We start from the raw sequence: 25649 nt of genomic DNA on the forward strand, positions 1-25649 counted from the left end.
GTCTTATTGTTCGTCACTATTAAATTTCGCTAACGCGTAAATACCTTCTTCATCATCTAATTCAAGTTGTAATCTCGCCGCAAATGAATTGACGTTATATTCTCTGTCAAGTAATAAGCGTAGTGCTTCGATTAAGTTCGCTTGAATTAAAATTTGCTGGCGACCATTTACCTCTACTTCAGCAGAGAAACCATAGTCATCGTCGTACATAAGTTCAACTAAAACTTCTTCTGGACCAACTTGTCTTTTTTCAGCGATATATACGCAAAGGGCATTGATCAGTTCTTGTTCAGAAATTTTTATCGTTTCCATGCTACTTCATCTTCCTTTTTCTTACGTTGATCTTTAAAGTATTTAAATGCACGAATTGCTAACATTACGATACCAGCCATTACTAACATATTTACCATAAACGCTAATACAGAACCAAGAGCTCCCATATTTGCAAATAAGCTACCCATTAGTAAACCACCAAGACCACCTAGTAATAAACCTTTCATAAAGCTTCCTTTATTACTTTTTGGTGCTGTATTTGTTGCTTTTGTTTTTGAATCTGGAGTCGTTTTTTGCGAATTTACATTTGAGTCTTTTTTGTTTAAATCAACTTTTGACTTTTGACCTGAACTTGGTGTAAATGACTTTTTACCAGATTTGTAACTCTTCGCTGCTGCGTGATCTACAAACATGAAGCTACTAGCTCCAAAGATAACCATGAATGCTGTCATGACTGCTACAAGTTTTTTCAACATATTATATCCATTCTCCTTTTATATAGATATATGTGAAATCTACCTTTCTAGTAAATTCAGAATGATAGATTTATTTTTAAAAACATTTTAAAGGTTCTTATGAACTTATTATATGAACTTTTGTCGAAATATGCAAGTGTTATTTACTTCCGACAGTTTGGTGACAAAGGAAAAATTAAGCAAAACAGAATTGACTTTAAATGAAACAAAACATATTATAGGTTCATAAGAACTTTTTATTATTTATGGAGGTGAAAAGATGGAAACATTTCATCTCACACGAAACGAAATGGCTACCCTTCTTCTATCGTTAAGAGGATGGAATACGAAAAAGCCTCTCGGTATTTTACAAGAAGCTTGGGCAAAGTCACATAAAAAAGATATTGAAAGCGGACAAAGCGTAACTGCTTTTATTACTACCGCACTTTCACCTATTTTTGAAAAACTGATAAAAATTGACGATACAGACGTCGGTTTCTCTTTAAATGAAATAGTCGCGCTTGGCAATCAGATCGAAAACACAAGTTTCTCTGTAACTGCCATGCAAAACTGGGTGAAACGAGATATAAAAGAAATGATTGGCTCTCCTCAAAAAGGAAAAAAATATTCAATTGAACAAGCAGCCTTACTATTCATTGTTGAAGATTTAAAAACAGCACTTGATTTTGAATCTATTCGTAAGCTATTACGCCTTATCGTAAATGACCCAGCCGATCGAAGTGATGACTTAATCAATCCTGTTCATTTATATGGAGCATACTCTTCTCTATTTGAAGAACTCAATCAAGGGAATTGCTTACAATTAAATGCAACAGATACAATCCATACAATTGAAAACATCGTAAAAGAAAGAGCTGATAAAATTGCAAGCAAGTTCGATCAGGTTAATAACGAACAACGTGAAGCAATTCGTAACGCCATTATTATTGCCACACTTTCTGTACATACCGCTTATGTACAAATGTTAGCGAAACGTTACGTAACAGCAACTTTATTTTTACAGAACTTAGATGTGAAGCCTTAAAAAATAGGAGCAGAAATGCTTCTATTTTTTTATGAGAAATTTTTAATAATCTTTTCATTATCTCTTCATGAAAACGGAACTTACATACTTTATTATAATACTTATAAGAGGCATAAAAGAATTGAAATAGCAATCCCCTATACAAATAAGGTATAATCTACACATAGTGAATCTTTTATGTTATTAAGTATAAGGTTCACCTATTCAAAAATACATAAACTAGAAGGTGCAACAATGGTAAGTAGTTTTATTCATTCAGTATTAACGTTTTTTGAAGGATTAGGTTATTGGGGCATTATGCTTGGACTTATGATTGAGATTATCCCAAGTGAGATTGTCCTTGCTTATGCGGGATACTTAGTATTCAATGGTAGTATCTCATTTTTAGGCGCAATTGTATTTGGTACAATTGGCGGCGTTATTGCTCAAATTTTTATTTATTGGCTTGGACGATACGGTGGACGACCTATATTAGAACGATACGGAAAATATATTTTCATTCATAAAAAACATATAGATGCTGCAGAAGATTGGTTTAATCGTTACGGAACTGGCGTCATTTTTACAGCACGCTTCATTCCAGTAGTGCGTCATGCGATTTCAATTCCTGCTGGTATTACAAAAATGTCATTCCTACGTTTCACTACGTTAACAGCACTTGCAATCATCCCTTGGTCTATCATTTTCATTTATTTAGGTGAAAAACTAGGTGAAAATTGGGAAAATATTAACGATGTTGCTGGACCATATGTGAAATCATTCGCAATTGGTGGCGTCATACTTATTCTTTTATACTTCGTTATAAAAAAATGGACAAAAAAGCGTAAAAATCTTGCGTAAAAATATAAATAAAAACCGCTATACATTTTATTACAAATGTTAGCGGTTTTTATTATAGGCTTGATTATATATTAGAAATTGCTTTATTTCTTCTTTATGCTTTAAGTCATGCTGAATGAGTGAGGAAAAATAATGGTTTAGCCTCACTTTTTTAGTACCAAATTGATGGTCATTATAAAAATATTGGGTTGGAATTCGCTCAATTTGATCTACTAATTTTTTACGAGTAACACTAAATTGATCTAATATTTCTTCTTTTGAAATACCAGATCTCGCATATTTTATTGCTCCCTTATTCATTTCCTCAACATCTATTGGAACATTTGGTACAGATTGTCCACTTATAAAGTATGGAATTCTATGCTTTATTAAAAACGTATCCCAAACGATAAAATGTGAAATCACATCTGCAATTCCCCACGAACCATTTTTAAATGATCGAAGCCACATATCATCACTTAATCCCTTCAATGTTTGACACCATTCTATTAAATTTAATTTTTCTTCCAAAATATTCTCTTTCTTCATTATTCAATCCTTTCTCGCACTTATAATTCATTCATATTAATATCTTCTAGAAATTGTATAAAAAGCCTTCATACTTATGTGGATAAGCTACAATTCACTCATTCATTTCGTATATTATTTCAAAAAGGAGTGATTCCCCTATGCATTGGCAACAAAAAATACAATACTTAATCGGACGCCCTATCGGTATTTCCTTTATTAATGGGCAAGGAACCTCTGGTGTATTATGTTCAGCACATGATGGTCAATTGTATGTATATGAATACCTTTATCAAGCGCAGTTCGCAATGAAACATTATGATTTTAGACAAATTCAAGATATACACGCCTTTCCGAATTGCCCCCATCAAAATCATTTATTCTAAAAAAGGAACAGCTTATAGCCGTTCCTTTTTCTCCACACTTATTTTTCAGTATAAAAGTTTTGCACTGCTTCATCAAAGTAAATCCAGCCTTTCCAACCTAAATGAATTGTATCTTTTAAGAAATACTTATCATATTCATGGCCAGAGAAATCCACTACTGGGTATCCTGCTTTCTCAACTTGTTCCCTAACTTTTTTATAATACACTTCACGGCGCTCTTTAGGGAAACCAGCGTAATCATACCATGGTCCGTTTACAGGTACAGAAATAAAGAGCGGCTTGACATTTTTCTCTTTAAAAATATTTAAAACAATTTGTAAGTCATCATATTCTGGTGATTCTTCATACGATTCATTTGCTCTAAAGTTTTTTAGACCTTTTAACTTTTTCTTCAAATTATGTTTATAGTAATATGGATTTTCAATTCCGAATGTGTTTGTAGTAGATTCCGCTTTCCCTTCTTCTTCCGCATGTTTACGTGCATCTACCCAAGAAATTGAACGTAGTCCCACATTTGTTTTTTCTTTCATCGGCTCAATCTTAAATATGGAGTTAAATAAATCTCTATGATCTAAAATATTTCGATGCATATAAGCAAGTGGTTTAACTAAGCCCGCTTTTACGTTATGTTTCGTATCATTATATACAATACCTTCTAAGGAATTTTTTAATATATCATCTTCTTGAACAACTTTATAATCTAAAAGTCGTTTCGCAATTTGCTTCTTCATTTCTACATTTATTTTATCATTAAAAATAAAATGATATGCTTGTTGTTTGGAGAAATTGTTCGTAAAATCCCCTTGGGAAACCCCAGTCTTTGTAAACCATTGTGGCGATAAAACAAAGACTACTTTTTTACCTTCTAACTCATCCATAGTAGACGTCATATTTAATATATGAGCTAAACTTTGTGTACCGCCAATTCCGATTAAATATGGTGTAAAACCTGCAGGATTCACTTTAAAGTAATTAGATGGATGATATGCATCCATTCGTAAAAATTCAGATGAACCGTACATCGGTAAATACTGCGAATTCTCTAACATTTTCTGTTGCAAGAATACACTTTGTAATTTTTCTTTTTGTAAAGAAGTTGCCGCATCTTCTACCTTCTTATCACTAATCAGTGATACTAAACTTTTCGATGGGATGAGTATGATAATAAAAAACAGCACACACGCTAAAATTATGGGACCAAAAGCATGCTTCATTTTCATTTTTTGTTCCTCTTCCTATCGCAATTAAATTGTAACCCTTGCCTTTGACACGTCATCATTTCTCTCCTTTTTCTCTATACATGTTCCATTCTATTTATCTATTATATACATGTATGTATTTCTTTTCTTGTTCTATTAAGACCTATATAGCGCAAGAAAATGTTTCCATAGAAACACGTTAATTATACAAGATTCTACATACATTTCACACTGAAATTTTAGTAATAATTTTATTTTTTAACAATGAAAAAACATATGAAATGTCTAGAATTCTTCGGATGATGTATTGAGTTCAAAATATGATAATAGGCGCCCGCTATAATCAACTTCATGAGTATATATAAACCCTAGATTTCGTAAAAGTTTTTTCGAGTTCTCATTTGCTACTTTTACTCTAGCAATTATTCTTTTTACATTCATCATCTCTTTTGCATATTGAATGGAAGCCTTTGCTGCTTCTGACGCATATCCATTTCCCCAATATTCCGGATCAAGTAAATACATAATTTCTATTTCACCTGTTTCATCTATTTTTCTTAAACCACAATGTCCTAAAAGCTCTCCTGTATTTCTATTAACTAACAACCATACCCCGAAACCATACTGTTCCCAATGTGATATTAGTTGCATAATATAGTCCTTTACTTCTTCCTTTGACATTCCCTTTGATTTAGCAAGCCATTTGCCAACAGCCTCTTCTTTTACTATGCTATAAAATTGATCAACATCTTCTATAATGGGCTTTCTCATGAATAACCTTTTTGTATGCATTACTTTCTTTTCTTCAAACATAAAACTTCATTCCCCTCCAAAATTTTATACAGACTAGTAAATTATACCATGTACTATTTACCCGACTTTAACTAAAAAACAGACTACCACAAACGTGGAGTCTGTTTTCTCATCCTTTATTTTTGTACATCTGCCCACTTTAAACTTGTTGCTGGTCCAAATTGATGTACGTATAAATCTTTCACATATGGCTTTTGTAAGTAAGATAATCCACGCTGGAATACTGGAGCAATTACCGCATCATCCAGCAACATCTTTTCAGCATCTTGCAATGCTTTCCAACGAGTTTTTTCATCATTACCTAATTCTGTTTTAATCTTCTTAATTAACGCATCATATTCTGGATTTGCATATTCAGTATTGTTCACACTGCTTCCAGAAAGGAATACTTCTAAATATGTCATTGGATCTGGATAATCTGGTAGCCAACGTGATAATGACATTTCATATTCTTTCTTCTTCTCTAGCGCTAGCTTTTGCGTATGTGGTTGTAATTTTACATTTACCTTTAAGCCTGGTAAGTTTTTCTCTAGCTGTTCTTTAATGTATTCTCCTACTTTCTTAAAGTTTTCTAAATCATAGTTTAATAACTCAAGCGTTACTTCATTTATACCAGTCTCTTGCTTCGCCTTTTCCCAATATTCTTTCGCCTGTTTTACATCCGTTTTATTAAACTCACCTGCTGTACTTCTAAAATCTTTGTTATCTGGACCTTTTAAAAATCTTTTTGGCACGTAATAGTTTGCAGCAACCGAACCATCATTTAAAAACGAAGTCGCAAGTCCTTTCTTATCAAACACTGTACTTAGTGCAAGACGTGCATTTTTATTTTTAAGAATCGGCACATTTTCATTAAATCGGAAGAAGTACATAACTGGATCTGTATATTGTTTTAGCTCTTTATTATTTTTATATTTATCTACGAATTCTGTAGAAATGACAGCTCTATCAACTTTATCTGTTTCATATAAATTTACCGCAGTTGAAATTTCTTTAACAATTTGATAGTTTACTTCATCTAACTTCACTTCTTTTTTATCCCAATACTTATCGTTTTTCTTCATTGTAAAGCTCGCTTCATGCTTCCAATCAGATAGTGTAAAAGGCCCATTATATACCGTTTTATTTGCTTCTAATCCGTATTTATTACCTTGTTCTTTCGCATATTTTTCGTTAATCGGATAGAATGATGGTAAAATAAGTAATTTCGTAAAATACGGTACAGGATGTTCCAACTCTACAACGAACGTTTTATCATCCTTCGCTTTTACTCCTAATTCCTCTAACCCTAGTTGTTTTTTATTTATTTTCTCCGCATTTTTCACATCGTACGCAATGTATGCATATTGAGAAGCAGTATCCGGATTAATAAGCTGCTTCCAAGCATATACGTAATCTTGCGCTGTTACTGGATCTCCGTTAGACCATTTCGCATCACGTAAGTGGAATGTATATGTTTTTCCATCTTTGCTCACTTCATATTTTTGTGCTCCAGCTTCAATCACTTCATCATTTTTCGATAAGCGGAATAATCCTTCCATTACGTTATTTAAAACGTTAAATGATACTGCATCTGTTACTTTCCCTGAGTGTAATGACGGAATTTCACCCGTTTCTAGTAACTGTAATACTTTCTTCTCATCTTTCGGCTTTGTCTTTGTTTTTTCTTTTGCGCAGCCAACTAAAATTGAAGAAACTAACAGAGTACTAACTAATGAGTAACGAACAACTTTTTTCATTTGAAAACCCCCCTCTATTTTTTAAGGTAAGTAACGACGCGCACCAGCGTATTCTTCTATATATCCTGGTGTATTTAGTGGTATAATCTCTACCGATCTTTCAGCTCTTGGTGAGTGAATCATATTTCCGTCACCAATATACATAGCAACGTGATGAACACTACCTTTCCCTTGATCATGTGCGAAGAAAATTAAATCTCCTTTTTGTAAATGTTCTTTATCCACTGCAACTCCATTTCTCGATTGCGGTCCAGAATCTCGCGGAATGGTAATACCGTGCGATTTATAAATTGTATGTGTAAATCCAGAGCAATCAAATCCGAAGCCACTTGTACCAGCCCATATATACGGTAATCCTAAAAACATTTTCCCTGTGTTTATTAAATCATCGGCTGCCGGAGTTGGAATATCATTTTGAGAACGATAAAACGTTCCATCATTTTTTCGTAGCCAAGCTTTCTGTCCATTTGGTAACAACACGCGATATGAAATTGTATCTTCACTTAGTAGCGGCAGTCGCGTATTATAGCTCACTTCAAGCGATTTATGTTTTTCAGAAGGATTTATATATAAAATTGCTGTCGGTTTCGTTACTAATACGAAAGGTTCATTTGTTTTATCTGCAAATTCTTGATTATAAGTTAACTGTTTTTCAGGCATCCACCCTGGGTAACCTTCCTCATTTCGTGGTGTTGGCTGACCATGGACTAACACTTTCACCCAGTCCCCTTTTTTATCAACAACCGTTACTTCTTGACCTAATAGCGCTTGCGTTTCTAATTTATTTGCGTTTGTTAACCAAAGTTTTTCATCAAGCGTCATCGATTTCGTCCACTTCCACAAATCAACTGGATTTGTAGCGCTTGGTACATCAATTGGCCGTAATGAATCAGGTGCAGTCCAAAGTGTTGCGGCAGACACATCGATAAACGCCTTACTATCTTTCTTCTCTTCAGCATGTGCTGATGTAAACGATGAAAATATAAATAAAGTTGTTAAAAATGCAGTTCCTACTTTTTTCATACATATCCCCCTTAAAAGATAGTTTACTAGTCTCTTCTCCTAAGATTTACTATTCACTGTCGATTGAAGGTTTACCTTTGATCCAGAATAAGTCATTCCTTCTGGTTCTTCCATTAACCAAAGCGGTGCATCAAGATCGAAGTAATGAATATTAGGATGGGCAGCTGCTAAATGGGCTACAGCACTAACAGAAAGTGAGGATTCCATCATACTTCCGACCATACATTTTACACCAGCTGTTTCTGCGATATCAGCAATACGCCAAGCTTCACGTATACCACCGCATTTCATTAATTTAATATTGAGCAAGTCTGCATATCCTCCTTGAACGATTTTCAATGCATCACCCGCTGAAAATATGCTTTCATCTGCCATAATAGGCGTTTGTACATGATCTTTGACGTACTTTAAACCATCCAAATCTTTCGCATGAACAGGTTGTTCAATAAATTCAATATTTAAATGACGATTTTCCATCTCTTTAATGATAGAAACTGCCTCTTTTGGATTCCAACCTTGATTTGCGTCTAATCGTAACGTCGTATTTTTTGGTACGCTATTTCGAATCGCTTCAATACGTTCTAAATCTAAAGGGGCAGATTTCCCCACTTTAATTTTCAAAGTTTGAAATCCTTTTTCTACATGTTGCTTTGCCTCTTTCGCCATAATGAACGGTTCATCTACACTTACAGTAATATCTGTGTGAATTTCTTTTTTTCCACCTAATAATGCGTAAAGTGGAACGTTATGATATTGACAATACACATCATATAAAGCCATATCTACCGCCGCTTTTGCACTTGGATTTCCAATACAACTCATTTGAATGTGCTGTAGTAACTGCTGAAACTGAGTAATATCTTGACCAATTAAACTTGAACGCATCGGCCCTAAAATTGCTTCTTCAATCCCACTAGCGAAATCCCCCGTAATAACTGGTGTTGCAGCTGCAGCACCCTTGCCAACAATTCCTTCATCTGTATGAATATATACGTCTATACTTTCTATTTCGGTTACAGTACGAAGCGCCGTTTTAAACGGTGTATGCAGATTTACACGTCTACGATTTACTTTTACATCAGTAATTTTCATTTTGTTCATCCTTTCGTTTTCTTGCAAAATAGAACCTTAATTCTCAATGATTTTGGATCAATACATCTCCTCTTTTGCCTACTTTTCATGTGGAAGGTTAATGGGAAATAAAAAAATCCAGCCATAAGAAGATTCTTACGGCTGGATTTTGTCTAGGAATGTGTAGACAAAGCAGCGATTTGATTATATTTTTTCTGTGCATCTTTTAATGCTACAAGTAGTGCTTTTTGAGACGAACCGAAATAACGATCTTTTATTTCCATTACTAATTCGGGGTCATTAATATTTTTATGTAGAAATAAATATTTAACGAATTGAGATGTTAATGCAATTGTCGCTGAGCAATCTGCATCTACAATTTCCCCAGTCTCCTTAACAAGTACAAACGCTACAAAATAGCTTTTAAACTTTTCGGTAATGGGATTATTTTGAGGTGCTTTCGCATCCCCTACGACATAAATTGTATTTGAAGCGTACACAGCTCTCTTCCTTTCTAATACGGGATAACGGTTTTCTTAATAGTCGTATGAGTGATAAACTCAACATGGATTAAAAAATGTATCCGCTTACCTTGTATTATAATACAATTGACAGAATTTTAACAACATTTATTTTCGTATATATTCCATAAGTACAAAAACAGCTCGAGCTCTTCATTTTTACAATATGTAATTGTTTCTTGTACCATGACATTCATACATGAAAAAACAGCTAGCTATTGCTAACTGTTCTATTACACTACTTCGGCAACACAAATATAGTTTCATTTGATTTAGAAAATTGATATTCTTTTCTCGCAAACTTTAAAATTTCTTCTTCATCGTCTGTTAAATTTTCTATGTTAGTCTTTAAAGAAGCCTTATCTTTCTTTAAAGAAAGCAATTGTTTTTTTTGGTTCGTTATTGTATCTTTTTTTTCTACAATTATTTCTTGTTGTTTCGTTAAAATAAATTGAACGTACAAAGTAGCCGCCGCAATAAATATAAACATGAATATAAATCGCCTTAGTTTTTTCTTATTAATTGCTCGATTCTCATTAGACTGTGATAGTTGTTCTTGTATATTAGGAACATTTATTCGCTTGAGTTTCCTCATTATGAAATCCCCCTAACACATATATTTTCACTACCATCGGCATGATTTCTTATTAACTTTAATTCTATTCTTATAAAATAAGCTCCTTCACAAAAATATCTCACTAATTAACCAATTAAAGATAGCATTCGACGACATTTCCATATTTATATTGCACTTTTTTATGTATACTGGCATAAAATAGTAGTTTCTGTTATTCTTTTTCTACTATTGTAGAAGAGTTTTTTTACATACAAATTTCTCCTTGTTTTAACATGATTACAAGGAGAAAAGAAATGCATTGTCGTATATTTGATAAAACCAGAATGACTATTTAAGAGCTTAAGTTTAGAGCATAGATCATACCTATATACACTTAAAATAAGAAAAAAGCCCAATTTGGGCTTTTTTAATTTTGTAAATCAATATCATATTCCATACTTTTTGCCGTATCCTCAGCAACCTCCACACCTAACAAATTTTTCACAATATGAAATGACATATTAATACCAGCTGAAATACCTGCCGATGTAATGATGTGCCCTTCATCTACAAATTTCACATTCTCCATTACTTCTACATTCGGAAAATCTTTTTTGAACGTTTGAATACTAGCCCAGTGCGTTGTGGCTTTTAAGCCATCCAGTAAACCGGCTTTCGCAAGTAATAACGCTCCAGTACAAACTGAAGTCATTAGTTTTACTTCTTTCATTTGCTGACGAATCCAATTGATTATAATATCATTTTGCACTTCATTTTCCCGAACGCCTTTACCACCTGGAATAAGTAAAATATCAACTGGTGGTAAATCTTCAATACTATAATCCGGCTGTACCTTTAATCCGTTTCTTGCTGTAATCATTTCTCCATTTTGACTAACTGTATAAACAGTAAATGGTTTTTCTTCATCTGCTTCGGTTACAGAAAAAACTTCAAATGGCCCTGCAAAGTCTAACACTTCTACATCATCAAATAAAAATACACCTATACTCCATTTATTCATCATATGTTCACTTCCTGATGCAAATAATGTAAAAGGTGCTCATGTCCTTTTTCTAATGCAATATCATAGGCTGTTTTTCCATCATTTTTTTCAATCATCTTATTAGCTCCATTTTTAAGAAGCAATACGATAATTTCTTCATTCCCTAATAATGCTGCTTCGTGGAGACCCGTCCAACCACCACTTTGTATAACATTTACATCTGATCCTTTTTCAATTAAGAAAGCAACAAGCTCAATTTGCTTATTCGCTATTGCCGCTTGTAAAGGTGTATTTTCGTTTTCGTTCTTTGCTCTAATATGTATATCTGCACCACTTTCTAAAAGAAAACTCGCTAGCTTTTTTTGTCCAAAATAAGCCGCTAAATGAAGTAGCGTCCACCCATCTTCACTAAATTCATTAACTGCACTTGGATTCGTCTTTATAAACTCCACCACTTTTTCCTTATTACCACTTATAACAGCTTGTGTTATTGATTGTAAAATCTCCATAATAATCTCCCATCATTCAAAATATTTAATTACACTCTTCTATATGTTCTATTGATTATTATATTTTCCTCTTAAAATAACAGTTTACATAACAATATTATCTATTGTATTTCTATCTTTTATTTTAAATATTAAAATATTTAGTTAAAATATCAATAATCATGTTTTATAAGGAGGAGAAATTATGTTACAAGTAATGCCTTTAAATAGTGAAGACTATAATTTAATTACAGCTGCTGAAAAAGTAATCGAAAAAAACTATAAATATGGTCGTCATCATATCGGTTCAGCTGTACGAACTAAAACGGGTAATATTTATGCAGCAGTGCATGTTGAAGCAAATGTTGGAAGAATAACAGTATGTGGTGAAGCCATGGCAATAGGAAAATCTATTTCCGAAGGTGAACATGAATTTGATACCATTGTAGCAGTTGCACACCCACACCCTCATGAAGATATAGAAAAATGTTGGGTTGTTGCTCCATGTGGTATGTGTCGAGAATTAATAAGTGATTACGGAAAAAATACGAATGTTATACTCTCTTATAATGGTGAACTTGTAAAATGTAACGTAATGGAATTATTACCTGAAAAGTATACAAGTGAAGTAGAATAATCATTCCTGTTTTCCATTCATTAAATAATATTATTCCAATAAAAAACAATCCATTTTAAAAACGGATTGTTTTTTTATTTCTGTTTTTTGCAGTTTATTTTATTTTTCTATTTTCAATACTGATAGAATTACATTAATAAAAATGAAATTCAAATACGCAATCGAGCCTCGCCCTGTATTTTTCATTTGAAAACCAAAATAGAATTTACCCTTACATTCAAAAAACATTAATATAAGATCTCTAAAATGAGGAATCTTATCATACCAATCTATAACAATTCTGTCTTCTTCCCTTGCCTGTTTCCTTTAGTACATATGATTTTAAAACTAGTGCTGTTAATGAATCCGTTAATGTTTTATATGATAAATTAGATAATGCTAATAGATCGTTCGTATATAACATTCTATGCTTCTCTAATAATAATAGTACTAATCGTTCAGACGGTTTTAATGCCTCATCACTTTCTAGTATAAAGTCGATATTTTTCATTTCTCTAATTATTACTCCTTATACAAAAAAATACTTACACAACTAATTTAATATAAAAATAATACACAACAAAATCTGAAATATATTAAAATAACATTGTTTTGAAACACTATTATACTATAACATAGAAAAAGCATTTCCCGAAATAGGAAATGCTTTTTCTATATTACTTATAGGTTTCTTCTCAATTAACTCCTTAAATATTTCTTGCGATATGCGGCTTACTGTAATGACTTGTTCCACCGCCACCTACTACTACTTTACCGCCTTTTTCAAAAATTAATAATTTACTTGAACCATCTGCAAGAAGTACTGTTACTTCAGCATTGTTACTTGTTGCTACATAAATTACATAACCACTTTTTGATATACACGTTTCCCAATTCGCATCAAATTCTGATCTTACTACACGATTTGAATACACTTGATTCTCAATTCTATCTTGTTCTACGTTCTCCAAATTTATCCCCCTACTTCTCCAAAATAACATTTATAGAAAAATAACAGTTCTATTTAAAATAGTGACTGTCTCTAATATAAATATCATATGTAGTTAATAGAAAGATGCTTGGACGATGAAAACGAAATAGCATGTAAGTAATATACGATTAAAACAAGGCAATCGATATTATGTCGATCGCCTTGTTTTCTTAAGTAGTTCTTTATTTTTCTTTTCGCACGGCTTCAAAAGTAAACATTTGATTAGCATTTGACGGTTCTTTTTCATAAACATAATCAGCAGAACAAGTAATGTTAGAGAAACCTATACTTTCTAACAGAAGTTTAAACTCTTCTATTCCATACCAGCGCATCGCAAAGCGTTGTAGTTCTGTTTGTACTAACTGTCCTTTACTCCATTTTTCATATTTTAAATATGATAGAGTAACTTGGTTCAGCCAATCTATTTCAATTGATTTATTTTCTAATGTAATTCCGTCTCCGCTCGGCAAAGAAAAAGTCGATGTATGAATTTCTCCAGTCTTCCAGTCATGGGGAAGCATAATATCTACGATTAATCGCCCGCCTGGATTAAGATGTTCATAAAAACATTTCAATACGTTTATAGAATCCACACGATTTTCAATTAAACAAAAAGATCCAGTAGGAATGATAATTGCCTCGTATTTATGTGGCAGTGAAAATTGTTGTAAGCTTCCTTCATATAAATTAGGATGTAAGTTTCTCTCTTTACATCGCACGCGGCACGATTCTAGCATTTCAGGTGAATAATCTATCCCATCTACTTTAAATCCAGCCTCTAAAAGTGGAATGATGACGCGCCCTGATCCTACCGCTGCTTCGAGAATTCTTCCAGTGCAAGTTTTTAAACGTTCTTCGTAATACTCAATATCACCATTTAAAGAATAACCGACAGGCTTTGTGAAATCATAAAGTTCCGTGCAAAGTGTACTATAAAAACTAAACATTTATTTTCTCCTCCGTTTTTTACGTACGGAAGATTTTAATTCAATTAATCTTCCTGTACCTTTACTTTTAATGAAAATTCGAAAGAGCTGACTGTCATAATATATCACTCGCTTTCCATACAATATAATCATATTATATAACATTTCCTTGTGAATGAAAATTCAGAATTTTACCAAGAGGAGCCTATGATGAATTCATTCATTATATTTCTTTTACTTCTTATTGCTTTTAATGCTGTAATTTTCTTTATTGCAAAGAAGTATAGACGAATATGGAAAATTACAAGTGGCATTTTCATTCTTTCTTCCCCCATCGTTTTCTTTGCCACTTTGCATGTAATTGGTGAAAAAGTAGGAGATGGATTCGCTGGAGGTTTTGCTGGGCTTACATTTAGTGGCCTATTGATCATAAATGCAATTTTTTTATTTATTGTAAGCCTTTTTGTATCTACCAATAAACATTCACATTAAACTCCCCCTTTCAAAATGTAAAGAGCTTACTTTGTAGTAAGCTCTTTATCCATAACTATTTATTTCACAATTGGCAATGTCACTTCACTTAATTTCACTGTAAGCTTCGTGCCCGCTTTTGGTCTAATTGTATAATCATAATCACTTGCAATTAAAACAACTCCAATTTGATGCCCAGCTTTAAAGACATAATCATCTGGCTGCATGTCCCATGTAAATGTATAATCTTTGCCCGGTTGAATCGCTATTGAAGTTTCTATACTCTTTAAGTTTTGTGGATCCATCCAGCCTCGTGTTACGATTTCCGGCTTCGTTCCTCCATAGTCAACAAGTAATGCTGTTAAATTTGATACAGATCGATCAATATTTCCTGTAATTGAAATCTTTGGCGTACCACTTATACGCGTATCTTTTTGCAGTACAGGCATTGTATACACTAATCGATTGGCTACTTCTAATTCTGGGTTTGCTACTAATTCGTTTGATTTCATTTTTGCATCATCTTCGAATGAAAACACCTTATTAACAGCCCCCATGCTCAATGGTAAATTAACTGCTTTTTTACTTAAATACATCCGAATTTTTGACGGTACAGCTGCTGGATCTGGCCAATTTTTTAATTTTTCCCATGTTTTATTTTCACGTTGTACATCAACCATTGGTTCATTCATAATGCCATTTTCAATTCCATATAGCCAGTAATCAAACCATTTATTTTGTGTTTTTTGCCAGTCATTCGTTGATGTCCCACCGTGTCCACCTTGATGTAACCACATTTTACGAGGGACACCATTCTCTCCAAGCGCTTCCCACCACTGTGCAAACTGCTTCGTCTTTACATTCCAATCATTTAAACCATGAACAACAAATACACTCGCTTTTACGTTTTTAGCATCTTTTACATAATTACGTTTATCCCAAAAATTATTATAATTACCAGTTTTCCGGTCCTGTCCTGCTGTTAACTCTTTTATTACTTGTCCACAAACTTCAGGATTTTCTCTTGTTAGTACTGCTTCTGCCATATTATCTGTATCTTCTCCTTGGTATCCACCTGGCGCAATGACTGCACCGTTTGCACGATAATAATCATACCAACTACTAATCGCTGCAATTGGTATAATTGTTTTTAACCCTTCAACGCCTGTCGTTGCAACAGCATTCGGTAACGTACCATTATAAGAGACTCCAGTCATACCTACATTTCCTGTTGACCAATCGGCTTTAACTTCCTCACCATTTTCTGTATATGCTTTCGCACGTCCATTTACCCAATCAATGACAGATTTCGTCCCCAATATTTCTTGTTCGTCCCCAGTAGTCGGACATCCATCTGATTTTCCAGTTCCAATACTTTCACCTAAAATGACTGCATAGCCTCTTGGTACATAATAATTTCCGTATGAACCAAGATTAACAGCTCCATACGGTTTGCCTTCATACGCATACAATTCTTCATCTACATTATATACAGGAACGTCTTTTAAACCCGCTCGATATGGACTCATTTCATATATAACAGGAACTTTCACATTTGGATCAGTTTTTGGACGCATAACTTTTACTGATACTCGATCTTTTTTTCCATCTCGATCACTATCTACTTCCGTTTCTACAAATAAATTTTCAACAATCGCTTCATCAAGCGAGTAAATCGGTTTTGTCATCCCATTCTCTAATTCAATCTTCGTGTTTGAACGTAACGCTTCTGAGATTTTTCCATTTAATTTAACGTCATTCTTATTTATGTAGTTTGTGTCTTTATTGTCCGCATACGCAGTCATACTAGAAACACCTGATGCAATTGATAAAGATAATATTGCTGATAGTGTAGCTATTTTCTTTTTCCCCATACTCTTTCCTCCCCATATATTTCTCCTTTTACTATACAACAAAATTACTGAAAATTCAGTTAATATTTTATACAACCACTTGAGAAATTTGCAGAACACTCTTCCAACGATTTTTTGAAGTTATTTATTCTCGTTTACTACTCACATATAATCAATTAGAAGCATCGCCTATTAATAGACGATGCTTCTAATCGTATTAAATTATTCATTCTTCATAGTTATATAAAACCGTATTTCTCCCTCTATAGTAGATACACCATAGTCAAAACCATGCCTTTCTAAAATACTTTTCACGATTGCTAAACCTAGTCCTGTACCTGAATGGTCTTTACTACGAGAAGATTCTAAGACGTAAAAAGGCTCCCAAATTTTATCGATATCTTTCATTTGTTCAGCATTCATACCATTTTGAATTTGAAAATATACACTTTCATTTCGATCTTCTAAAGTAATTTTTATATTTTGATTTGTTGTATATTTTATCGCATTGGAAATTAAATTTTGTAATACCATACTCATTTTATTTACATCTGCATAAATAATTGCATCGCCAACATTATAATTCACATGCAAATCAATTTCTTTCGAATCCAGTTCAATCTTATGCTTATCTATAATACTCTGGAGCAGTGATTTAATAGAGAATTCTTCTTTTTGCAAAACATCTCTTTCCAATTTAGAAAATCGTAATAATTCTTCAATTAAATTTGATATTTGATCTGTTTGTTTAATGATTGTATCTATGTACGTACCATCATCTAGACCATCTTTTATTCCCATAGAATATGCTTTTACTAGTGCTATTGGTGTTTTTAATTCATGCGTCACATCACCCATAAATCGTTTTAAATGTTCATTTCGGTCTGTTAAATCTTCATGCGCTTCATGTAGTTTTTCACTCATGATATTAATACTAGTGGCTAAGTCTCCTATTTCATCATTCGTTTTCACTTTTATCTTTTTAAACTTTAAACGTGAAATATCTTCTGCGACATCACTTAATTCTTTCAGTGGTGTCGTAATTGCTTTTGACAATATCCATACAAGTACAATAATAAGTAAAATCGTCATACCTAAAATGAATACATAAAATGTGTTTAACGTTTTTATTATTTCATTCGAATGTGCGATAGAAACCCCTACTAAAATCAACATATCGTTTTTCGCAATATATTTCACAAAAAAACTAGATTTGGTTTTCTCTTGATCATATATTTTATTCAATTGTCCGAAGTTCTTTACTTTTATTATTTCACCTTTTGTAATCCAAAGTTTATTAAGGGCAACTCTTTTCCTTGTAAGTTGCAAGCGTAACTCATCATTAATATGATCTTCCGAATTGTTAATTGATGTATACGCAATCGTAACAGTTCCTTTATTTTCAATGCTAGAAATTGCTTCATCTATTTGTTCGCTCGGTATGGACTGTATTTGTGCTGTAATACCTTTTAAACTTTCTCGTGTTTTGTAAATATTATATTTCGGTAAAAGATAGTTAATTAATAATAAAGAAATCGTAAAAATAAGAATAACAGTTAAAGAAATGCTGAGAAATAGTTTTTTTCCAAGTTTATTCACTCTGTTCCTCCAAACTATATCCTAGCCCACGATGCGTCTTTATAATATTTTCTCCAACTTTTTTACGTAATCTTCTTACATGTGTATCAACAGTTCGCTCTTCTCCAAAGTAGTCAAATCCCCATACGATATCTAACAATTTTTTACGAGTTAAAATCATGCCTTTATGATTTAAAAAACACTTTATTAATTCTAGCTCTGTTTTTGTAATATCTAACTCTTTGTCATTTTTATAAACTTTATTTTTCGTAAAATCAATTTTCAAATCTTGAACTTGAATGACATCATCATGCTGTATTAGCTTTTTCGCTCGCGTAATGAGTACGCCTGGATGAAATGGTTTTTTTACGTATTCATCTGCCCCACTTTGAAGCGCTGCTAATTCATCTTCACTTTCACTTTTTGCCGTAAGCATTAATACCTTTACGCTTGAATTCTTTTTTATTTCTTGACAGACAGTAATACCACTATGTTTCGGCATCATCCAATCTAAAATAGCTAAATCAATTTTCTCATCATAAAATATTTGAAGTGCTTCCTCTCCATCTTTCGCTAATAACACTTCGAAGCCTTCTTTTTCAAAATAAGCTTTTAAAATCCTTAACATATCTTGTTCATCATCTGCAATTAATACTTTCATGAATGATCCTCCATTACTTTTAAACAAAAACCAAATGTATTATACAACTTCTTTGTTACATAAATGTGACAGAAAAATATTTGAACTTTTTAAGGGTATAGTAAAGACGAGGTGTTATATTATGATTAAAAAAATCGGGGTCATTACTCTTCTTTGTTTCTTATTATCGACAAACGTGTTCGCAAATAGTAATCAACAAATTGAAGTATTTGATTGCAAAAAAGAAATGGTCGTTCAAAAACAATCTTTAGATTCAGCTATTCAAAAAGAAGCTGTTCAATATGCTAAATCTATTACTGGCCCGTTCAAAAACTTAAATGTCGTTCCAAAAGATGGTCACATGATAAAAATCCCTTTATCTAAACCAGTTTCTATTACAAATCAATGGCTACAAACTACAATTGATGAAGTACTTATTCTTCTACCACTTAACGAAAAACCTTATATTATGCTTTACGATGATGAAAACAACCCGCATTTTTATTATGTGAAAGGTGATCCGAAGGGATTATTGAAAGAAATGAACGTTGAACATAATTGACTAGAAAAAAGAGACTTCATAAGCTTATGTTTCGAAGCTGAGGTCTCTTTTTTACTCATATAATACTTTATAATGACTAGATCCTTTAAATAATTCCCCTTTCACAAATCCATTTGCAGTATAAAATGCATCGCCTTGCTTTGTATCTGTATGTAAAACAACTACTTTAAAATTCTTTTCCGCATAAGATAATAGTTGGTTTAATAACAACTTCCCTAGCCCTATACGACGATAATTCTTTAAAATATAAAATCTCCTTAATCGGCCAATCTTATTATTTTCTGTATAAGGATCCTCATTCAACCCTCCTATTCCAATTAACTTTTCCCCTTGAAAAATACCATATAAACATTCACCAGTTTTATTAAATGTGTTTATTTTATTTTCATATTCACTTATTAGTTTTATTAGGAAATTAAATCCTTCTTCTTTGCTTTCTTGAACAAGGTAATTGTGTTCGTATAACATTAAATCTTCAATTTGTTGAATATGTATATCTTTCAAATAAATTCCTCCTTAATATGAAAATACATAAAATGCTCAAGAACTATTTATTCTGAGCATTTTTATGGTTGTTACTTCATTCAATTTGTGTCATGCGTATTTTGCACTTCAGATGTAAATCGATAATATAATTGTTTAATTGCTATACGTTTAAAACTATTTGTACTCAAATATGATGAAATATTATATTAGTTTATTCTCAAACAGACCCAAGATAAATTATACTTCGTTAATTGATATGTTTGTGTAACCACTGTTGAAATATCTTTAACTGTTCTGCAGTATGAAAGTAATGTTCACCCGTCTCCATGACTTCTAATTCACAACGATGTTTTTTTGTAAAATCATTAATAATTTTAAATTCGCACAGTTCATCCTTGGCCCCGTACATAATATATGTATCTGTATTCCATGTATTAATAGGATGTTCTTTTACATAACATAAATAATCCCAATATAACTTTTGACCAATCGGTGTCTCTATAGTCATTTCTTTTTGCAAAAGCTCTGGTGTTACATTAAACCATTTCATCATATTTTCGATAATTCGTTCCATATTAACTACTGGTGATAAAAATAACGCCTTTTCTATCACATCATTTTGATAAGCTAAAAGGCTAAAATACGCACCTATACTACATGCAAACACACTTACTTCTTTCCAATGTTCTTTTGCGTAATTCATAATTATAGATAATTCACTAGCACAAACCTGTACTTTGCAAGGGGTATTATCATTTGTTCTTTCTCCATGCTCAGGTAAATCAAAGCTTAATACTTGATAGCCTTTTTGATTAGCTTCTTCAGCTAATATTTGAATAACTGTATCTTCCTTATTTGATATATTTCCATGTACTGCAATAAAAATCTTCTCACTCTTATCTCCCCATAAAACTACAGGAATGTTACTAATTTTAAAATTATTTTTAAGCATATTCCCTCCATAGAATGAGACATATAGGACTTGGTAAAAAACGCACACACTTTATAATCCAATTCAAACTATTACTAATTTATCACAAATGAATTATACTATCTCTCTACCTCTTTATTGCAGAGTCTACTTTGTATTTAACATTCAGAAGCCACAAGTATTTTTTGGGGTTCCCTATTGAGCTAATCTATTCCGTTAGTAGAAAGAGGATTATTAAATAACTTTATTATCTCTGTACAGCAGGTAATATCCCCTTCAACTCCATTAAATCATCTATTACTATATCTGCCTGAACAAGTTCATCTTCTTGTGCAAAATCAAAATTACATCCAATCGCAAATAAGCCATTATCTTTGGCTGCGTTTATATCAGATAATCGGTCCCCAACTATAGCTGCTTCTTTTATATCATATTTGTTCAAAATACTTTTTACTAAGTCGCTTTTATTAAGCGAGTTTATTTGTTCAATACTAAATGTTTCAGTAACCCATTGGTCTAAAGCATAATAAGATACGATTGCTCGTAAGTATTCAGTTAAACCATTACTTGCAATATAAATTGAACAATTATTTTCTTTTATATATGTAAAAATCTCTTTTACATTCGGATATAAAGCACCTTTTCCACTCTTAATGTTTTCAATTAATCTTTCTAAAAAATATGCATCAGTTTGTTCTCTTACTTCAATAGAATGATTCGGTAATAAAGTTTCCCAAACTTTCGGTAAAGGCACACCCATAATTTCACGGTATTTTTCAATAGGTGTTACCGTATCCCATAATTGAAGGGATCTTAAGTGATCAAATGTATCATCTAACGATAATTCTAAAATTTTATCTGTTTGAAATAACGTTCCGTCCATATCAAAAATGAATGCTTGTAACATTTCATTCCCTCCTTTTGAACTATACGTTTTACTCGATATATTTTTCAACATCTCAACGATAATTTCTGAACAATAGTTTGCGGCCGTTTTCGCGAAGTCATCATAAGAAATTTGTGCTTCATCGTCTGCACTGTCAGAAATGCATCGTATTACGAGAAACGGTACTTCATTTATGTAAGCAACATGTCCAATTGCTGCACCTTCCATCTCTGTACAATGCGCTGCATATTCATCTATTAATTTCGCTTTTAGTTTTGAATCTTCAACAAAACATTCACCGCTTACGATTCTTCCTTCATGAACCCCAATATGTAAACTACTACTATTGCATGCAGTACGTGCTAACTCCATTAATTTCTTACTTGCGTGAAATTCCTCTTGGAACGGGAATAAGTTTTTCATTTGAGTCTTACTTACATCATGATGGGTTACGTTAGTTGAAATGACTACATCTCCAACTTTTACATCTGGATGTAGCCCGCCAGCAACACCCGTATTAATGATAGCATCTACATCAAATTTATGAATTAACGTTTGCGTACATGCGGCTGCATTTACTTTCCCTACACCACATCTTGTAACAATCACTTCCATTCCCATGAATTCTCCAACGTAAAAAGGCATCCCCGCAATTGTCTGTTTCTCTTGTATAGCTAGTTTTTCTAAAAGTAAGTCTATTTCAATTTGCATTGCTCCGATAATGCCGATTCTGTTCATGTATGTTGTCCCCTTTTTTTCTTATAAATCTGCCAATATATTATGTAATGCACCGTAATTTTCAGCTATCCAATTCATTTCATTCGCAAAACGTGAAGGTGGTACACTATGCTGATCCATATTGGCATGAATCCACCAAGTACTCTCCATGTACCAAAGCATTTGAATTGCCCGAACAATATTCCCTACTGGAATGTCTAATTCATTGCGGTACCCCGCTAAGAATGATGCAACAAGACTCTTATTTAAACCCCCATCATGTAAGGTACAAGATATAACCGCACGCCCAATATCCAATTCTACATAATCATAATCTATACGATCAAAATCTAGAATTGCTGAGACTTTATCGTTATGGAATAAGAAATTATCTACCCATAGATCGCGTATCGTTCTTTATTATATTGCTTTCATACAAAGTTCCCTACATCCGTTTCGAGTTTCCACTTCAAGTTTAACCAACCACGATGAATTGGAATTACTTTTTGTATTTGAAATTCAAATAAAGATTCGCACTCTACTTGCAGCTCTTGTAATATCATATTAGCTTTTTCATTAGATAACGACTCTATCATCTTTTTTCCTTTCTTAACTTGCTGTTCCTTTCATCCTCTCTACCATAACTGAAATTAAAAATTTTGGAAGTACAAGTTGTCTCTTAAATCTTTTCGGCTGTGAAAGTAACCTATATAGCCATTCAGTTCCAGTATCCCTCATAATTTTTGGTGCTCTTTTTACAGTACCAGATAATATATCGATCATACCACCAATACCAATAGATAGTGGAACGTTTAATGTTTGTATGTTTTCATAGATGAATTCTTCTTGTTTTGGTGAACCTAGTCCTACTAGCAATAAGTGCGGCTTGAATTTCTTTATTTTCATTTTTACTTCTTCTATTTCCTCACCATTTACAAATCCATGCTGTCCTTTAAACTGTGCTCCTGGGAACTGCTCATTTAATTTTACTAATGCCTTTTTATTACTTTCTGGTGCAGCTCCAAAAAGAAAGACACGGTATCGATTATCGTTACAATATTTTATTAAATCGTGAGTGATATCTGCCCCAGTGACGCGTTCTTTCAGCGTTCCTTTTAATATTTTCGAGCCAATTATGACACCAATTCCATCCGCTGTTATTAAATCCGCAAATAGTAACATCTTTTTAAACTGTTTAGATTTAGCCGTATTTTCCTTTGCAGACATAACAATTTCAGGATTTGCAGTTACTACAAATCTTGGTTTCTCTTGTTGTTCATACAGCCAACCTTTTAATAAACTTATAGCTTTTGCATATTCTAAAGTTGAAAAAGGTATTCCCTTTATAAGTTGGTGATCCACTATACTCTCTCCCTACATAAGCCTCAAATATTCATCAATATCTTTAGAAATTTGTCTAAAAGCTTTATCCCAAAATACATAGCTCGTTATATCTGTTTCAAAATGTTTTTTCATCAGTTCTTCCACTGGAGCTTTTCCTGTTTCTCGTAAAAACTCTTTATATTTCAAGTGAAAAGTACTTTTACTTTCTTGAGCTATTTCTAATAAACTAAAACTAACTAAATAGCCAAATGTGTATGGATAATTATAAAAAGGAACATCTGCTATATAAAATTGAATATATTTCACCCAAACAAACGGCTGATATTCTAATAATGCATTCCCGTATGCTTTTTCTTGCGCTGCTATAGATAATTTCTCAATTTCATCAGCACTTAAAGGACTTTCTTTACATTTCTCATAAAAGTTCTTCTCAAATTCGAACGATGCTCGAATTGCCATTACATAATTCAAACAGTTTCTTATTTTCCAGCTAAGCAATGACTTTTTCATATCTATACTATCTGTTGTTTGAATTAAATAATTTATAAGCACCGTTTCAAAGAAAATAGATGCTGATTCAGCTGTACTCATTGGCAAATAATCATCTAAAAAAGAAGAGGATTGTTCAAAACTCATATTATAAAAATGCCAAGCATGTCCTAGTTCGTGGGCAAGTACTCTTACACTATCGATACTTCCGTCGTAACGCATAGAGATTCGTGATTCTTTCTCACTGAAAAAAGGTGCACAAAATCCACCTGGTGGTTTACTTTCTCTCGGCTCTGCATCTACCCAACCACTTTCTATCGCATGACGTGCAAATTCTGCTAATTCTTCATCTATATTTTTTAAAGCATCGTATATGTTTTGTACTGCTACTGAAAAAGGAATAATAACCTCATTATTCTCCTTTACTGTCATAAGTTCATGCCATGTAATCGAAGCTCTGTCTTTCTTATACACATTTAAAGCACTAACTAATTTATCTAGATTTTCTTCTGTCGCATTCCACATTTGCAATAATACAGTTTCTGAAATGCCATTTGCATGTAAAGATTGAGTTAAAATATCTATGTCTTCTAATTCATTACTCTTTGTATTACGCAATCTTCCTATTTGATTTAATACAGTAGCAAAAATTTCTTTCTCCTTATGTAAAGCACATGTTAATGACTCGAATACTTCTAGCCTTTCCTTTTCATTATCACTATTCATTGCAACATGATTTCCTTGTCCAAATGATAATTGCTTATTATTGTGCTTTATTTCTATCCTATTCCTTAATTGTATGTACATATTTTCCCACGCATTTAGTTCATCTTTTATTAGCCTAGTATTATCGGTAATTTCCATCTCACTTTGCTGTATGACTTGCTGCACTTCACTTTTTACTTCCTTTACTTTCACAGTCAATCTAGTGTTATCCGATGCAACACTTTCTTCAGCCAATCGACAGTACAAATAGTATTCTGCTTTTTCAATAGCTTGTATAAGTTTTGAAAGAATATCTATATCTTTTGTTACAAAATATTGTTCTTTCAACTCCAATATTGGTACTAGAATATCCCCCTTTGAATACAATCGATCTAAATCCCACGTAGCAATTTCATTCATTTTTATAGCCGCCTCCTATTTTTACAAATAGTTACAGATATTCTCCCTACACAATTATATGTCAACAACCCGCCACTTAACACCCTTACGGGTCGTTTGAAGTGGGGGCTTGCGT

At 32.7% G+C, this 25649-nt stretch carries 29 protein-coding genes and 1 pseudogene; 6 read left to right on the forward strand and 24 right to left on the reverse strand.

Going from position 1 to position 25649, the window contains the following annotated elements:
* Window positions 1-3: 3 nt before the first annotated feature.
* Entirely contained in the window at window positions 4-312 is a 309-nt protein-coding gene (locus RTP99_RS22570; protein WP_000447760.1) for a YxcD family protein, read from the reverse strand.
* The gene (locus tag RTP99_RS22575) at window positions 300-749 is read right to left on the reverse strand and encodes a hypothetical protein (protein WP_000914477.1); all 450 of its coding nucleotides are present in this window, start codon (window positions 747-749) and stop codon (window positions 300-302) included. The genes RTP99_RS22570 and RTP99_RS22575 overlap by 13 nt, the downstream gene beginning before the upstream one ends.
* 259 nt (window positions 750-1008) lie before the next feature.
* On the opposite strand from RTP99_RS22575, the gene RTP99_RS22580 reads away from it, so the two are divergent.
* Complete coding sequence (locus RTP99_RS22580; RefSeq protein ID WP_000447224.1) at window positions 1009-1773, forward strand: DUF1836 domain-containing protein; 765 nt, start codon at window positions 1009-1011, stop codon at window positions 1771-1773.
* 234 nt (window positions 1774-2007) lie between these two features.
* The gene (gene uptA / locus RTP99_RS22585) at window positions 2008-2613 is read left to right on the forward strand and encodes an undecaprenyl phosphate transporter UptA (RefSeq protein ID WP_000254808.1); all 606 of its coding nucleotides are present in this window, start codon (window positions 2008-2010) and stop codon (window positions 2611-2613) included.
* Between the two features lie 39 nt (window positions 2614-2652).
* Here the strand turns inward: uptA and RTP99_RS22590 are convergent, their stop codons facing one another.
* A complete protein-coding gene (locus RTP99_RS22590) occupies window positions 2653-3141 on the reverse strand; it encodes a DinB family protein (protein WP_000711955.1) in 489 nt (162 codons plus the stop codon).
* A gap of 140 nt (window positions 3142-3281) precedes the next feature.
* Between RTP99_RS22590 and RTP99_RS22595 the strand changes: the two genes are divergently transcribed.
* Window positions 3282-3506: a hypothetical protein gene (locus tag RTP99_RS22595; RefSeq protein WP_000558702.1), complete on the forward strand. Its 225-nt coding sequence runs from the start codon at window positions 3282-3284 to the stop codon at window positions 3504-3506.
* A gap of 38 nt (window positions 3507-3544) precedes the next feature.
* On the opposite strand, the gene dltD is transcribed toward RTP99_RS22595, so the two are convergent.
* From dltD to RTP99_RS22640, 9 genes are all read right to left on the reverse strand, one after another.
* A complete protein-coding gene (dltD, locus tag RTP99_RS22600; protein ID WP_000782324.1) occupies window positions 3545-4726 on the reverse strand; it encodes a D-alanyl-lipoteichoic acid biosynthesis protein DltD in 1182 nt (393 codons plus the stop codon).
* Between the two features lie 264 nt (window positions 4727-4990).
* Window positions 4991-5518 carry a GNAT family N-acetyltransferase gene (locus tag RTP99_RS22605; protein WP_000461352.1) on the reverse strand — a complete coding sequence of 176 codons (528 nt, stop codon included), beginning with the start codon at window positions 5516-5518 and terminating at the stop codon, window positions 4991-4993.
* 116 nt (window positions 5519-5634) lie between these two features.
* Complete coding sequence (locus RTP99_RS22610) at window positions 5635-7257, reverse strand: peptide ABC transporter substrate-binding protein (protein WP_046647349.1); 1623 nt, start codon at window positions 7255-7257, stop codon at window positions 5635-5637.
* Between the two features lie 21 nt (window positions 7258-7278).
* Window positions 7279-8280, reverse strand: coding sequence for a C40 family peptidase (locus tag RTP99_RS22615; protein ID WP_000755410.1), 1002 nt, complete (start codon window positions 8278-8280; stop codon window positions 7279-7281).
* A 39-nt stretch (window positions 8281-8319) separates the two neighbouring features.
* Complete coding sequence (locus RTP99_RS22620) at window positions 8320-9381, reverse strand: dipeptide epimerase (RefSeq protein ID WP_041184676.1); 1062 nt, start codon at window positions 9379-9381, stop codon at window positions 8320-8322.
* A gap of 143 nt (window positions 9382-9524) precedes the next feature.
* A complete protein-coding gene (locus RTP99_RS22625; protein WP_000271328.1) occupies window positions 9525-9851 on the reverse strand; it encodes a DUF3870 domain-containing protein in 327 nt (108 codons plus the stop codon).
* A gap of 259 nt (window positions 9852-10110) precedes the next feature.
* The gene (locus tag RTP99_RS22630; RefSeq protein ID WP_001228718.1) at window positions 10111-10467 is read right to left on the reverse strand and encodes an FtsB family cell division protein; all 357 of its coding nucleotides are present in this window, start codon (window positions 10465-10467) and stop codon (window positions 10111-10113) included.
* A gap of 388 nt (window positions 10468-10855) precedes the next feature.
* Window positions 10856-11452, reverse strand: coding sequence for a DJ-1/PfpI family protein (locus RTP99_RS22635; RefSeq protein ID WP_000981414.1), 597 nt, complete (start codon window positions 11450-11452; stop codon window positions 10856-10858).
* Window positions 11449-11940 carry an ankyrin repeat domain-containing protein gene (locus RTP99_RS22640; protein ID WP_000404573.1) on the reverse strand — a complete coding sequence of 164 codons (492 nt, stop codon included), beginning with the start codon at window positions 11938-11940 and terminating at the stop codon, window positions 11449-11451. The genes RTP99_RS22635 and RTP99_RS22640 overlap by 4 nt, the downstream gene beginning before the upstream one ends.
* A gap of 184 nt (window positions 11941-12124) precedes the next feature.
* Here RTP99_RS22640 and RTP99_RS22645 point away from each other — a divergent pair, with 184 nt between their 5' ends.
* Complete coding sequence (locus RTP99_RS22645) at window positions 12125-12556, forward strand: cytidine deaminase (RefSeq protein WP_000942286.1); 432 nt, start codon at window positions 12125-12127, stop codon at window positions 12554-12556.
* 259 nt (window positions 12557-12815) lie between these two features.
* On the opposite strand, the gene RTP99_RS22650 is transcribed toward RTP99_RS22645, so the two are convergent.
* From RTP99_RS22650 to RTP99_RS22660, 3 genes are all read right to left on the reverse strand, one after another.
* Entirely contained in the window at window positions 12816-13046 is a 231-nt protein-coding gene (locus RTP99_RS22650; protein WP_000789031.1) for a hypothetical protein, read from the reverse strand.
* A 196-nt stretch (window positions 13047-13242) separates the two neighbouring features.
* Entirely contained in the window at window positions 13243-13506 is a 264-nt protein-coding gene (locus tag RTP99_RS22655; protein ID WP_000432426.1) for a hypothetical protein, read from the reverse strand.
* Between the two features lie 202 nt (window positions 13507-13708).
* On the reverse strand, window positions 13709-14473 hold the full coding sequence (locus tag RTP99_RS22660; protein WP_000490891.1) for a class I SAM-dependent methyltransferase: 765 nt from the start codon (window positions 14471-14473) through the stop codon (window positions 13709-13711).
* Between the two features lie 189 nt (window positions 14474-14662).
* Here RTP99_RS22660 and RTP99_RS22665 point away from each other — a divergent pair, with 189 nt between their 5' ends.
* The gene (locus RTP99_RS22665; protein WP_011040419.1) at window positions 14663-14944 is read left to right on the forward strand and encodes a hypothetical protein; all 282 of its coding nucleotides are present in this window, start codon (window positions 14663-14665) and stop codon (window positions 14942-14944) included.
* 59 nt (window positions 14945-15003) lie between these two features.
* On the opposite strand, the gene RTP99_RS22670 is transcribed toward RTP99_RS22665, so the two are convergent.
* The 3 genes from RTP99_RS22670 to RTP99_RS22680 all read right to left on the reverse strand — a co-directional run bounded on the left by RTP99_RS22670 (window position 15004) and on the right by RTP99_RS22680 (window position 19015).
* On the reverse strand, window positions 15004-16797 hold the full coding sequence (locus RTP99_RS22670) for a Xaa-Pro dipeptidyl-peptidase (RefSeq protein WP_000516710.1): 1794 nt from the start codon (window positions 16795-16797) through the stop codon (window positions 15004-15006).
* 201 nt (window positions 16798-16998) lie between these two features.
* Entirely contained in the window at window positions 16999-18375 is a 1377-nt protein-coding gene (locus RTP99_RS22675) for a sensor histidine kinase (protein WP_001037286.1), read from the reverse strand.
* Window positions 18368-19015, reverse strand: coding sequence for a response regulator transcription factor (locus tag RTP99_RS22680; protein WP_000865980.1), 648 nt, complete (start codon window positions 19013-19015; stop codon window positions 18368-18370). The genes RTP99_RS22675 and RTP99_RS22680 overlap by 8 nt, the downstream gene beginning before the upstream one ends.
* Before the next feature lie 121 nt (window positions 19016-19136).
* On the opposite strand from RTP99_RS22680, the gene RTP99_RS22685 reads away from it, so the two are divergent.
* Entirely contained in the window at window positions 19137-19556 is a 420-nt protein-coding gene (locus RTP99_RS22685) for a hypothetical protein (protein WP_000591782.1), read from the forward strand.
* A gap of 51 nt (window positions 19557-19607) precedes the next feature.
* Here RTP99_RS22685 and RTP99_RS22690 read toward each other — a convergent pair whose 3' ends face one another.
* The 6 genes and pseudogenes from RTP99_RS22690 to RTP99_RS22715 form a co-directional block, all read right to left on the reverse strand.
* Window positions 19608-20060 (reverse strand): GNAT family N-acetyltransferase, encoded by a 453-nt coding sequence (locus RTP99_RS22690; RefSeq protein WP_000651674.1) that lies wholly within the window; start codon window positions 20058-20060, stop codon window positions 19608-19610.
* 229 nt (window positions 20061-20289) lie between these two features.
* On the reverse strand, window positions 20290-20994 hold the full coding sequence (locus RTP99_RS22695; protein ID WP_000916871.1) for an alpha/beta hydrolase: 705 nt from the start codon (window positions 20992-20994) through the stop codon (window positions 20290-20292).
* 226 nt (window positions 20995-21220) lie between these two features.
* Entirely contained in the window at window positions 21221-22597 is a 1377-nt protein-coding gene (locus RTP99_RS22700; RefSeq protein WP_001079702.1) for a 5'-methylthioadenosine/adenosylhomocysteine nucleosidase, read from the reverse strand.
* Window positions 22598-22618: 21 nt separating this feature from the next.
* Window positions 22619-23172, reverse strand: a pseudogene (locus RTP99_RS22705) (phosphotransferase).
* Between the two features lie 13 nt (window positions 23173-23185).
* Window positions 23186-23938, reverse strand: coding sequence for a WecB/TagA/CpsF family glycosyltransferase (locus tag RTP99_RS22710; protein ID WP_046647368.1), 753 nt, complete (start codon window positions 23936-23938; stop codon window positions 23186-23188).
* Window positions 23939-23950: 12 nt separating this feature from the next.
* Window positions 23951-25534 (reverse strand): M3 family metallopeptidase, encoded by a 1584-nt coding sequence (locus tag RTP99_RS22715; protein WP_001002158.1) that lies wholly within the window; start codon window positions 25532-25534, stop codon window positions 23951-23953.
* Window positions 25535-25649 lie beyond the last annotated feature (115 nt).

The sequence above is a fragment of the Bacillus sp. (in: firmicutes) genome (assembly GCF_031983925.1).
Taxonomy (GTDB): domain Bacteria; phylum Bacillota; class Bacilli; order Bacillales; family Bacillaceae_G; genus Bacillus_A; species Bacillus_A pacificus.